General features: G+C 45.0%; 12 protein-coding genes. All 12 read left to right on the top strand.

The genetic code is table 11. The features are described from left to right. The first annotated feature begins 86 nt into the window (after window positions 1-86). Window positions 87-2,108 (top strand): GGDEF domain-containing protein, encoded by a 2,022-nt coding sequence (locus BN3261_RS05490; protein WP_059085663.1) that lies wholly within the window; start codon window positions 87-89, stop codon window positions 2,106-2,108. A 108-nt stretch (window positions 2,109-2,216) separates the two neighbouring features. Further along, on the top strand, window positions 2,217-3,404 hold the full coding sequence (locus tag BN3261_RS05495; protein WP_059085664.1) for a D-alanyl-D-alanine carboxypeptidase family protein: 1,188 nt from the start codon (window positions 2,217-2,219) through the stop codon (window positions 3,402-3,404). An 87-nt stretch (window positions 3,405-3,491) separates the two neighbouring features. Next, window positions 3,492-4,526 (top strand): molybdopterin-binding protein, encoded by a 1,035-nt coding sequence (locus BN3261_RS05500; RefSeq protein WP_059085665.1) that lies wholly within the window; start codon window positions 3,492-3,494, stop codon window positions 4,524-4,526. Between the two features lies 1 nt (window position 4,527). Then, entirely contained in the window at window positions 4,528-5,334 is an 807-nt protein-coding gene (locus BN3261_RS05505; protein WP_059085666.1) for a metallophosphoesterase, read from the top strand. Between the two features lie 9 nt (window positions 5,335-5,343). Further along, on the top strand, window positions 5,344-6,129 hold the full coding sequence (locus tag BN3261_RS05510; RefSeq protein ID WP_059085667.1) for a segregation and condensation protein A: 786 nt from the start codon (window positions 5,344-5,346) through the stop codon (window positions 6,127-6,129). 23 nt (window positions 6,130-6,152) lie between these two features. Beyond that, the gene (scpB, locus tag BN3261_RS05515) at window positions 6,153-6,722 is read left to right on the top strand and encodes an SMC-Scp complex subunit ScpB (RefSeq protein ID WP_022426764.1); all 570 of its coding nucleotides are present in this window, start codon (window positions 6,153-6,155) and stop codon (window positions 6,720-6,722) included. Between the two features lie 73 nt (window positions 6,723-6,795). Then, window positions 6,796-7,593 carry a zinc dependent phospholipase C family protein gene (locus tag BN3261_RS05520; RefSeq protein WP_059085668.1) on the top strand — a complete coding sequence of 266 codons (798 nt, stop codon included), beginning with the start codon at window positions 6,796-6,798 and terminating at the stop codon, window positions 7,591-7,593. Between the two features lie 112 nt (window positions 7,594-7,705). Then, entirely contained in the window at window positions 7,706-8,929 is a 1,224-nt protein-coding gene (locus tag BN3261_RS05525; protein WP_235812345.1) for a D-alanyl-D-alanine carboxypeptidase family protein, read from the top strand. A 141-nt stretch (window positions 8,930-9,070) separates the two neighbouring features. Next, window positions 9,071-10,507 (top strand): acyl-CoA carboxylase subunit beta, encoded by a 1,437-nt coding sequence (locus BN3261_RS05530; protein WP_022426761.1) that lies wholly within the window; start codon window positions 9,071-9,073, stop codon window positions 10,505-10,507. Between the two features lie 13 nt (window positions 10,508-10,520). Further along, window positions 10,521-11,282: an OadG family transporter subunit gene (locus BN3261_RS05535; protein ID WP_059085669.1), complete on the top strand. Its 762-nt coding sequence runs from the start codon at window positions 10,521-10,523 to the stop codon at window positions 11,280-11,282. Window positions 11,283-11,305: 23 nt separating this feature from the next. Continuing rightward, complete coding sequence (locus BN3261_RS05540; RefSeq protein WP_015524870.1) at window positions 11,306-11,686, top strand: biotin/lipoyl-containing protein; 381 nt, start codon at window positions 11,306-11,308, stop codon at window positions 11,684-11,686. A 15-nt stretch (window positions 11,687-11,701) separates the two neighbouring features. Next, window positions 11,702-12,850: a sodium ion-translocating decarboxylase subunit beta gene (locus BN3261_RS05545; protein WP_015524871.1), complete on the top strand. Its 1,149-nt coding sequence runs from the start codon at window positions 11,702-11,704 to the stop codon at window positions 12,848-12,850. Window positions 12,851-12,861: the final 11 nt, after the last annotated feature.

Genomic DNA, 12,861 nt, shown 5'->3' on the forward strand with positions numbered 1-12,861 from the left:
AAATAAAAGAACTACATATATACCCAAAGATATGGTATACTTTTTTACAAATACTGTGAACTCAAGAACTCTCTGGGAGGTCGATGATGAAAACAGACGAAAAAAATCCCGTTTTTGATATTCGGGATACATTGGAAAAATACGCTTGCATTTATCGAAATACTACACTGAAGCTTTTTCAGTACTGTCAGGAGACGGATATATATGAACGTTTGGATGAATACCTGAGACCTGTAAAAAATATTACGGATTTTAAGACCAGTGGACAGAAATACAGCAATGTTTATAAAGACGACTGGAAGTACCTGACGGATTTTCTGACATCCCGGGAAGGCGGGACGATAGAAGTGCGGTGTATCAATAAAGACGGTAATGCGAGTCTTCTGACAGTACGGGGATTTATAGCACAGGATAAAAATACCGGATATCATTATTTCATAGGAAGCTCCAGAGATATCACCAGGGAGAAGCTGCAGGAAGAATTTCTTGAGGAACGTGCCCAGAAAGATCCTCTGACCGGAGTGTATAACCGCTTTTTCGGAAAAGAACTGATCGATGAATACCTTGCATCCAGAAATCCCTATGCAGGATGCGGGATGATGGTGCTTGATGTAGATTATTTTAAAAATGTAAATGATACTTACGGACATATGTTCGGTGATGAAGTCCTGAAACGTTTTGCGGAGCTGTTTGTGGCTTTGTTCGACATTAATGATGTGATCATGCGTCTGGGTGGCGATGAATTTGTGATCCTTTTGAAGGATATCAGCCATGCAGCGATCATGAAAAAGGCAGGAAAACTGATACGGGAAGTGCAGAAACTTAAATTTCCGGGAACCACGTATCTGGCAACCTGCAGTGTGGGGATCTGCTTTCTTCCGGAAAATGTTTCCGGATATACATATCAGCAGCTCTTTGAAAATGCAGACTGGGCACTTTACCAGGCAAAGAAAAATGGAAAAAACCGCTATGCTTTCTGTGATAATCTGAGACGTTTTGAGGATAAGACAGAGGAAAAGCAGGAATTATACGAGGGTGTTGAGATAGATGCCAGATATCTTCATAATGATATTGTTTCTACTGCATTTGAAATATTTGAAAAAATGAGCAGCTTTCAGGCAGCGATTGAACTTCTGATGAAAGTGATCGGTCTGAAATTCCGGCTTAACCGGATCACAGTCCTGCATACCAAGGTGGCAGAGCAGAAAATAAACAGGGTTTTTCAATGGGTTTCGGAAGAAGAATACAGGCTTTTGATAGATGAGATACATTTTTCAAAAAGTGATTTTATCACATTGTTTCGCCACAATGATGAATATGGTACTGTGGTGATTCAGGAGAATGATCTGGCTGAATATTCGGAACAGAGAAGAAAGAATGTGTTACAGTGCGGAGCAAAAACCGTAGTCTGTGCTGCCATGTACTGTGAGGGAAGCTATACAGGGGCCATTGCATACGTGACCTGCCAGGAAAAAAGGCTCTGGTCCAGAGAAGATCGTAAGCTATTGGGAGAAGTGACCAAGATCATTTCTGCGCATTATGCCAAGAACCAAGCATTTAACAGTGCTTATCGTAGCATTGCTGCAGAATCCGGACGGGATCAGCTTACCGGATTGTCTTCTTTTTCAAGATTTCGCGAAAATGTGGAGAAAATGCTGATCGGAGGTTACGGGCCGGGACATGCAGTGATATATACCGATTTTGAAAAATTTAAACGTATTAATGCAAAATACGGATATCGTGTGGGAGATCAGATCCTGCGGCAGTTTTCCGAGTATGTGATAAGCGTTCTAAAAACAGATATGGATGTATATTTTACCAGGGCGATCTCTGATCATTTTATCCTTTTCACTCCATGTGATATGGATGTTGATCCGGAAACATCTGTTTTAAAGACCAATCAGGAGTTCTTACGGCAGATGAAAGAGAAATATCCGGATATGGAGCTCTGTGTCCGCACAGGGATCTATCTGATCACCAAAGAATGTAACAATGCATCTGAGGCGATCGATGCAGCGAATTATGCAAGAAAATATGCTGCTGGAAATTGTGAAACAGGTGTTAAGCTGTATGACGAAGAACTGAAAAAGCAAAGCGATGCAGAGTGAAAGATACAGGAATACGGACCGGAATCTATACTTTTTCAGAATTTCAGGAATAATCTTTCAGGAAAGCTTTTACAATAGAACAGAGATGTTTGCGGCAGGAGTGAGCTTATGAACAGAAGTGTTCCGGAAAGTCTTTTGATCTGTATTTTAGTCTTATGCCTGGCTCTGACACCCGTTGGTGTCAGGGGAGAAACGGAAGATAGTGGAAAAGCACAGCAGCTGATCGAAGCGCCGGGTGCAGTCCTTATGGAAAAAGAAACCGGTACAGTGATCTATTCCAAGGATCCTGACACCCGAAGAAGCCCGGCCAGTATTACAAAGATCATGACATTGATCCTGATCTTTGATGCTATCCGTGAGGGAACCCTGCATCTGGAGGATAGCATTACCACCAGTGCTTATGCCAGATCCATGGGAGGGTCTCAGGTATTTCTGGAAGAAGGGGAAAAGCAGACTGTAGAAACCATGATCAAATGTATTGTGATTGCTTCCGGAAATGATGCCAGCGTAGCTATGGCGGAGCATGTTGCGGGAACAGAACAAGCCTTTGTGGAGAGGATGAACGAGAGGGCGAAGGATCTTGGAATGAAAAATACTCATTTTGTGGATTGCTGCGGGCTGACGGAATCACAGGAGCATTATACAACTCCCTATGACATTGCACTTATGAGCAGGGAGCTCATCAGCAGATATCCGGAAGTTCTTACATATTCATCTGTCTGGATGGAGGATATCACACATGTTACCAGAAAAGGCTCCTCGAAATTTACGCTGACCAACACAAATAAACTGCTGCGCAGCTATGAGGGGTGTATGGGACTTAAAACAGGCAGCACCAGTATTGCAAAATACTGTCTCAGTGCTGTGGCAGAACGAAATGGGATCACACTGATCGCCTCAGTGATGGCCGCACCGGACCCGAAAACAAGATTCCGGGATGCAGCAGCTCTTTTAAATTACGGCTTTTCTAAATGCACATTGTATCTGGATGATGCTCTGGAGCCACTGAAACCTATGAAGCTCCGCAAAGGAGTCAAAGAGCAGGTTCCGCTTGTATATAGAGGGAAATTCCGATATATCAGCACAGATGGAACGAAACCTGACAATGTTAAGAAAAAGTTGATCCTTCCCAAAGAACAAAGTGCGCCGGTGAAAAAAGGGCAGAAAGCAGGGGCACAGGAATACTATCAGGATGGGAAAAAGATCGGTAGTCTGGATATCCTGTACGGGGAAACAATAAAAAAGGCCGGATACCATGACTGGCTGGAAAGAACCTGTCAGGCATTTCTTTTGTGATGCCTGCAACATATTTTGACAAAAAGGGCAGACTGGATGTATAATACAACGGATTGAAGAAATAACAGAACAGGGAAGGGATTTTGGATGAAAGAGATCAGAACAGAAGATGCAGTGGGACACATTCTGTGCCATGATATCACGCAGATCATAAAAGATGAGAAAAAAGGCGTTCTTTTCAAAAAGGGGCATGTAGTGAAAGAAGAGGATATACCACTGTTGCTCTCTGTAGGAAAAGAACACCTTTTTGTGTGGGAGAAAAAAACGGGGATTCTTCACGAAAATGAAGCTGCAGAGATCCTTTACAAAATCTGTGCTGGAAATTCTTCCAAAGTACATGGAACTGAGATCAAAGAAGGTAAGATCGAGGTGGTATCAAAGATCGATGGTATTCTGAAAATACGTCGTGATGCACTTGTGGCTGTGAATTCTCTGGGAGAAATGATGATTGCTTCCAGACATGGCGATTTTCCGATAAAAAAAGGTGATAAGGTTGCAGGAACCAGGATCATTCCGCTTGTGATCGAGAAAGAGAAAATGGATGCAGCAGAGAAGGCAGCAGGAAATCTTCCGATCTTTGACATTCTCCCTTACCAGCAGAAAAAAGTAGGGATCGTCACAACCGGAAGTGAGATCAAAAAAGGACTGATCCAGGATACCTTCACACCGGTACTCCGGGAAAAGCTTTCCGGGTTTCCGACAGAAGTGACAGGCCAGGTGATGCCGGGAGATGATAAGGAAGAGATCACAAAGGCAATTCTTTCTTTCGCAGATGCAGGAGCAGATCTGATCATCTGTACCGGCGGAATGAGTGTGGATCCCGATGATCGTACTCCGGGCGGGATCCGGAATACCGGAGCAAAGATCGTAACCTATGGAGCACCTGTACTTCCGGGAGCTATGCTGCTTGTGGCATATCTTGAGAGGAACGGAAGATCCATACCGGTACTTGGACTTCCGGGCTGCGTCATGTACGCAAAAAGAACGGTATTTGATCTGATCCTGCCCAGAGTAATGGCGGATGATGAGATCAAGGCAGAGGAGATCGCCAGGCTGGGAGAGGGCGGACTTTGTCTGAACTGTCCGGTTTGTACTTTCCCAAACTGCGGATTTGGAAAATAATATGAAAAAATTCAGAATCAAACAATATGAGATCCATATGGACAAGATCCATGCTCCACAGGGCGTGCGGATGATCCTTCTTGCGGATCTTCACGGAATATCCTACGGAAAAGACAATATACGGCTGACAGAGACGATCCGAAAGCTTGCTCCGGACGTGATACTTTCTGCCGGCGACATGGCTGTACGTACAGAAACGGATACTCTGGTAACTGCATGTAAGCTGCTGACAGAGCTTGCAGGGGATTTTCCCGTGTATTATGCACTTGGTAATCATGAATATAAAATGTTCCTTTCCGAAGAATATCGGCCATATTATGCGAAATATGAAAAGGCACTGAAAAAAGCTGGTGTGCATATTTTAAGGAACGGACATGAAGCTATGGTCCTGAAGGGAGAGCGTTTCTGTTTCTGGGGCCTGGAGCTTCCCATCGAATATTATCACAAGCCGAGATCACCGAAGCTGAAAAAAGAAGTGATGGAAGAACTGATCGGAAAACCTGAAGATAAAGGGATGCAGATCCTGCTGGCACATAATCCAAAATACGGAAAAACCTATTTTGAATGGGGCGCGGATCTGATCCTGTCCGGACACTATCACGGAGGCGTTGTCCGCCTCAGTGAACATTACGGCCTTTCATCTCCTCAATATCTGTTCCTTCCACCGTTTTGCTGTGGAGACTTTCACAAAGGGGATCAGCATATGATCGTCAGTGCTGGACTTGGAGAACATACCATCCCCCTTCGGATCCATAATCCAAGGGAACTGCTGGTGATCGATATAAAACCTTCCGAAAAAATGAAATGAGGAAACCCTATGGCATTATCTGTTAAGCTGAATGTATTTGAAGGCCCTCTGGATCTTCTGCTTCACCTGATCGACAAAAACAAGATCGATATCTATGATATTCCTATTGTGGAGATCACAGATCAGTATATGGAATATCTGCATTCCATGGAAAAAGAAGATCTGGGGATCATGAGTGAATTTCTTGTCATGGCAGCCACTCTTCTGGATATCAAATGTAAAATGCTTCTTCCGAAAGAAGTGAATGAGGAAGGAGAAGAGGAGGACCCCAGAGCAGAGCTTGTGCAGAAGCTGCTGGAATATAAAATGTACAAATATATGTCCTATGAATTACGGGACAGGCTTGGAGATGCGGCAGGGGTTTATTACCGAAAACAGGATCTTCCGGAAGAAGTGCTGCAGTATACTCCACCGTCTGATCCCCAGGAACTTCTCCGGGGTCTGACACTGGAGCGGATGAGTGCGATCTATCAGGCTTTGATCCGCAGACAGGAAAATAAGATCGACCCAATCCGAAGTAAATTCGGAAGGATCGAAAAAGAGGAAATATCACTTTCCGATAAATTGCTGGAAATGAAGGAATATGCAAAAACTCACCGAAAATTCAGCTTTCGCAGGCTGATGGAAAACCAGCATTCCAAAATACAGCTGATCGTGACATTTCTGGCAATTCTGGAATTGATGAAAATGGGACATGTTCATGCAGAACAGGAAGATCTTTTTGATGATATTCATGTGGAAGTTATCACGGATCCGGACACATGGAAGAATCTGACAGAGTTCGCAGATGAATAATATAGTAGGAATGAGGACAATAAGTGGAAATCAAACGAATTGAAGGAGAAATCGAAGCCATCCTGTTTGCAATGGGAGAAGCAGTGGAATTACCCCGTATTGCCAGAGCGATCCGTCAGGATCCGACAACAACGGAAAATATCATCCGAAATATGATGATCCGTTATCAGGAAGAAGAACGGGGGATCCAGATCATAGAGCTCGAAAACTCCTTTCAGCTTTGTACAAAAAAAGAATACTATGATTCTCTTATCCGGATCGCAGCGCAGCCAAAGAAACCCACGCTGACAGACGTTATGCTTGAAACCCTTTCGATCATTGCCTACAAACAGCCCGTTACAAAAGCAGAAATCGAAAAGATCCGAGGGGTAAAATGTGATCATGCCATCAATAAACTGATGGATTATGATCTGGTGAGAGAACTTGGACGTCTGGATGCTCCGGGTCGCCCGATCCTCCTGGGAACCACCGAAGAATTTCTGCGCTGCTTTGGTGTCCAGGGGCTGGAAGACCTTCCGGAAATGGATCCGGTCCAGCTGGAGGATTTCAAGGCGGAAGCAGAGGAAGAGATCCAGCTGAAGCTGGACGTATAACAAATAACACGGACAGATGCCGGTTTACCGGGACCTGCCGGACAGATCAGGAAACAGAAGAGGAGTGACAAAAATGCCCACAACATACGCACATGATCTTTTTGGAAAAAGGGTTTACCGGAAACTTTCCGCAAAATTACAGCATCTGATCCGAAGCAACGGAAATCTGTACCGGATCGGACAGCATGGTCCGGATATCCTGTTTTATTATTTTATATCCAAAAATCCGGTGACACAGTACGGAGTGCAGATGCATGGAAGGAAAGCAAGAGAATTCTTTGAAAAGGGCATGGCGAAGGTCCGGGAGGAAAAAAATCCTGCACTGATGGCTTATCTGCTGGGGTTCGGATGTCATTATATCCTGGATTCTACCTGTCATCCTTACGTCAATCAGGTAGCTGCCGAGGGGAAAGTCTCACATACGCTCTTTGAGAAGGAATTTGATCGTATGCTGATGTATGAAACCGGCAAAGATCCATTGCGTTTTTATCCGTCTCATGGGATCCGTGCCAGTTTTCTCAGTGCATGGACGATCCACCAGGTATTGCCGGCGATCCGTACCTGGAACATTTATCTGTCATTGAAAATGATGAAGATATTCACCTGTATTTTGGTATGTGATGATGGAGGAAGGAAGAGACGCCTTTCGGAACATGCCCTTTCCCCCGCAGGAAAAAAGATATCTGCGTTTATTACCGAATTTTTTATGAGCCCGGAGCCGGAGATCGACTGTAAGGAGGAGCTTCTTAAACTGGACAGTCTGATGGAAGAGGCACTTGCCAAGGCGCCGGATATGCTGGAAGAGCTTGCTGCACTTGCAGTCAGGCCAGGACATCTTTCTGACAGATGGGATCTGACCTTTAACGGATGATCGATCCCGGCAGACAATAGATACAAGTGATATCTGAATGCTATCCCCGCATAAAATTAAATATAACAGTTACTGTAAACAGTTATATGAACCGTGTACGGGGTGATGCATTATGAGCAAACGGCGTATGGCCGCTGTCGTGCTGGTGACAGCGGTCCTTATTATTTGTCAGATCTTTCCGGTAAAGGCGGCAGATGACGAAAATCTATATGCACTTTCTGCAGTTCTTATGGATGGGGAGAACGGCCGTGTGCTGTACGGAAAAGAAGCATACAAAGGACGGCCGAATGCCAGCACCACAAAGGTAATGACCTGTATTCTTGCTCTGGAGCTGGCAAAGGGAGATGATTACGTACAGGTTTCCGGGAATGCGGCATCTCAGCCACAGACACGTCTTGGCATGCGGGAAGGCCAGCAGTTTTATCTGGAGGATCTTCTCTATTCACTGATGCTGAAAAGCCATAATGATTCCGCAGTGGCCATCGCGGAACATATCGGTGGCTCCGTAGAAGGTTTTGCAGAGAAGATGAATGAAAAAGCAAAAGAGCTGGGATGTAAGGACACACATTTTGTTACACCCAATGGTCTGGATGGAGAAGATGAAGGCGGTATCCATCATACAACAGCCCGGGATCTTGCCTTGATCATGGCGTATGCAATAAAAAATGCAACATTTGTCCATATTACCCAGACTAGAGATTATACTTTCACGGATATCTCAGGAAAAAAGCATTATTCGGTACATAATACCAATGCTTTCCTGGATATGGAAACAGGAGTGATCTCCGGAAAAACAGGATTTACAGGAAATGCCGGATATTGTTATGTCTGCGCAGTCCGACAGGACGAGCGATTATTTATCGTGGCTCTTCTGGGATGCGGATGGCCCGGAAATAAAAATTATAAATGGAGCGATACTAAGAAGCTCCTTTCCTATGGCAGGGAAAATTATCAGTATATGATGCTGCCGGAGCTTCCGCAGCTGCCTGAGATCCCGGTAACAGAAGCAGCACCGGGAAAAGAAGATCCATATCCGCAAAAGTCCGATCATTCCGGATATCCTCCCAAACAGGTTATGCTGAAAATACACGCAGTACTTTCTGAAAAAGATCGTGAGAAAAGATATCTTCTGAAAAAAACAGAAACGATCACATGGGAAACGGAGCTTCCGGATAAGCTCCCGGCACCAATACAGAAAAACCAGAAGATCGGTACACTCCATGCAAAGCTCAACGGAAAAGAACTCCTTTCCTGCCTTGTAACCGCCGATGACAAAATCGACAGAATTACCTATAAATGGTATGTGGATAAAGTATTTAAGGATTATTTCCATTAATTTAGCGACCCCTGGCATATGTCAGGGGTTAATTTTTTAACGTTCGTGACGAAAAGTATTGAATTTTCTGCAAAAAAAAGGTACAATTATACTCGGCTGAATTTTTGGTTATATTAATAAAAAAATGGAGGGCATAGTATAATGAGTAATGCGACACAAAGCGTAGCGGCTGCAAGGATCGATTCCCTGCTTGACGCCAACAGTTTTGTTGAGATCGGACAGGCTGTCACAGCCAGAGCTACGGATTTCAACATGACTGAAAAAAAAGCACCTTCAGACGGTGTGATCACCGGATATGGTGTGATTGACGGCAGTCTGGTGTATGTATACAGCCAGGATGCATCTGTACTGAACGGAACAGTTGGTGAGATGCATGCCAAAAAGATCGCCAAAATTTATGATCTCGCTCTGAAAGTTGGAGCACCGGTTATCGGTCTTGTAGACTGTGCGGGACTTCGTCTTCAGGAGGCTACCGATGCACTTGAGGCATTTGGTGAGATCTATCTGAAACAGACACTGGCATCCGGTGTTATTCCACAGATCACTGCTGTTTTCGGAACATGCGGCGGTGGAATGGCAGTTGTACCGGCTCTTACAGACTTTACATTTGTAGAGGAGAAGAAGGGCAGACTGTTTGTAAACACTCCAAATGCACTGGAAGGAAACAGAGTGGAAAAATGCGATTCAGCTTCCGCACAGTTCCAGAGCGAGGAGACAGGACTTGTTGACGGCATCGGAACAGAAGAGGAGATCCTTGGACAGATCCGTACACTGGTCAGCATGCTTCCAGAGAACAATGAAGACAATGACAGCTTCAAGGAATGCACAGATGACCTGAACAGAGTATGTGATGATATTGCAGGCTGCACAGGCGACACAGCTATTGCGCTTTCAAGAATCGCTGATAATGGTGAGTTTTTTGAAACAAAGGCAGCTTACGGCCAGGATGTCGTAACAGGCTTCCTTCGTCTGAACGGAGCTACCGTTGGCGCTGTTGCAAACAGAAGCGAATCTTACGATGCTGATGGCAATAAGACAGAGATTTCCGACGGAACTCTTTCTGCAAGAGGTGCAAGAAAAGCAGCAGACTTCGTAAAATTCTGTGATGCTTTTGAGATTCCGGTACTTACTCTTACTAATGTAACAGGATTTAAAGCTACACTCTGCAATGAGAAGATGATGGCTAAATCTGTGGGTGAGATGGTACATGCTTTTGCATCTGCGACTGTACCGAAGGTAAATGTTGTAATTGGTAAAGCATACGGAACTGCATACGTTGCCATGAACAGCAAATCTGTCGGAGCAGATATGGTTTATGCATGGGATACAGCTGAGATCGGTATGATGGATGCTTCCCTTGCAGCAAAGATCATGTATGAGGGAGCTGACGCTTCTACACTGAATGAGAAGGCAGCTGAGTACAAAGAACTCCAGAACGGTATCGCATCTGCAGCAGCAAGAGGATATGTGGATACTGTGATCAAAGCAGAAGATACAAGAAAATATGTAATCGGTGCTTTTGAGATGCTGTTCACAAAAAGGGAAGACCGTCCATCCAAAAAGCATGGAACAGTCTAAGTGAGGTGAGCGTATGAGACAGTTTTATAAAAAGATCTCTTCTGTCTGCATGGCACTTCTTTGCGTAGCTGCACTTCTGATCGGATGCACAGCTACTGCATGGGCTGCTGATGAGATTGATGATTCTGTAAAGAGTCAGCTTGTCACAACAACCAAGGGCCTGACGGATGCGATCATCGCAATGTCCGAGGATGATATCCAGGGATATCTGGAATCAGAGGATGCTTTCACACAGAGTGCTGCAAGTGCATGGGATGGCTCCAGAGAAGAGCTTGGTGAGAAAAAAGGTGATATCGAGGAGAAAGATATCACAGTGGAGTATTCCGATGATCAGTATACCGTTGTTGTTCCGGTATCCTTCGAGAAAAACAAAGCGAATTTCACTTATGTATTTGATAAATCAGGAACCCCGACTTCTCTTACAGTTGATGTGAATTATACACTGGCACAGAACATGGAGAAGGCAGCGATGAATACAGTGATGGGTCTCGGAACAGTATTTGTGATCCTGGTATTCCTGATCTTCGTGATCTCTCTTTTCAAATATATTCCCGGACTTGTGGAAGGAAAGAAAAAAGAGAGCAAACCGGCTCCAGCAGCCACAGCACCGGCTCCGGTTGCAGCACCAGTTGCTGAGCCTGCTGTTGAAGATGTGACAGATGATGGTGAGCTTATTGCCGTGATCGCCGCAGCGATCGCTGCTTCTGAAGGCAAAACAAGCACAGACGGATTCGTAGTACGTTCCATCCGCAAAGTCAACCGCAGAAAAAGATAATCATTATTTAGGAGGATTTTAAAATGAAGAGTTATACAATTACTGTTAACGGAACAGCATATGAAGTTACTGTAGAAGAGAACGGAAACGCAGCAGCTCCAGTTGCAGCAGCACCAAAAGCAGCAGCTCCGGCTCCTAAGGCAGCTCCGGCAGCAGCTCCTAAGGCAGCAGCTCCGGCAGCAGGCGCAGGTTCTGTTAAAGTTTCCGCAGCCGTTCCTGGAAAAGTTGTAAAAATCGTTGCATCTGTTGGACAGAGTGTAAAAGCTGGTGACAGCGTAGTGATCGTTGAGTCCATGAAGATGGAGATCCCGGTTGTTGCTCCTCAGGACGGAACAATCGCCAGCATCGATGTTGCAGAGGGTGCTGCCGTTGAAAATGGAGATACTCTTGCAACAATGAACTAAACAGGAGGTAGACAAATGTCTTATGTAACAAATACCCTGTCAAACCTGATCCATCAGACAGCATTTTTCAACCTTACCTGGGGAAACTACCTGATGATCGCAGTGGCATGTGTGTTCTTATATCTTGCCATTAAACATGGTTTTGAGCCGCTGCTGTTGGTTCCGATCGCTTTTGGTATGCTTCTGGTAAATATTTATCCGGACATTATGCTGAGCATTGAGGATTCATCCAATGGCGTTGGCGGACTTCTTCATTATTTTTACTTAATGGATGAGTGGAGTATTCTTCCTTCACTGATCTTCCTGGGTGTCGGTGCGATGACAGACTTCGGTCCGCTGATCGCAAACCCGATCAGCTTCCTGATGGGAGCAGCTGCACAGCTTGGTATTTACCTTGCATACTTCCTTGCAATTTTCCTTGGATTTAATGGTAAAGCAGCAGCAGCGATCTCTATCATCGGTGGTGCTGACGGCCCGACTTCCATTTTCCTTGCAGGTAAGCTTGGACAGTCTTCTCTTATGGGACCGATCGCAGTAGCAGCATATTCCTATATGTCTCTGGTACCGATCATCCAGCCTCCGATCATGAAGGCATTCACAACAGAGAAAGAGCGTAAGATCAAAATGGCGCAGCTCCGCCCTGTTACAAAACTTGAGAAGATCCTTTTCCCGATCGTTATCACAATCGTTGTTTGCCTGATCCTTCCGACAACAGCTCCCCTTGTTGGTATGCTGATGCTCGGAAACCTGTTCCGTGAGTCCGGAGTTGTTAAACAGCTTTCTGAAACAGCTTCCAACGCTCTTATGTACATCGTAGTAATCCTTCTCGGAACATCTGTAGGTGCTTCCACAAGTGCTGAGGCGTTCCTGAACGTAGATACACTGAAGATCGTAGTTCTTGGTCTTGTTGCCTTTGCCTGCGGTACTTTTGGTGGTGTTATGCTTGGTAAGCTTCTCTGCAAGGTTACTCACGGAAAGATCAATCCTCTGATCGGATCAGCCGGTGTTTCTGCCGTTCCTATGGCAGCCCGTGTATCCCAGAAGGTTGGTGCTGAGGCAGATCCTACAAACTTCCTGCTGATGCATGCGATGGGACCGAACGTTGCTGGTGTTATCGGTACAGCGGTTGCTGCCGGTACATTCATGGCGATTTTTGGTGTCTAACCCATTGTCTT

Source organism: Blautia massiliensis (ex Durand et al. 2017), assembly GCF_001487165.1.
In the GTDB taxonomy this organism is placed as follows: Bacteria; Bacillota; Clostridia; order Lachnospirales; family Lachnospiraceae; genus Blautia_A; species Blautia_A fusiformis.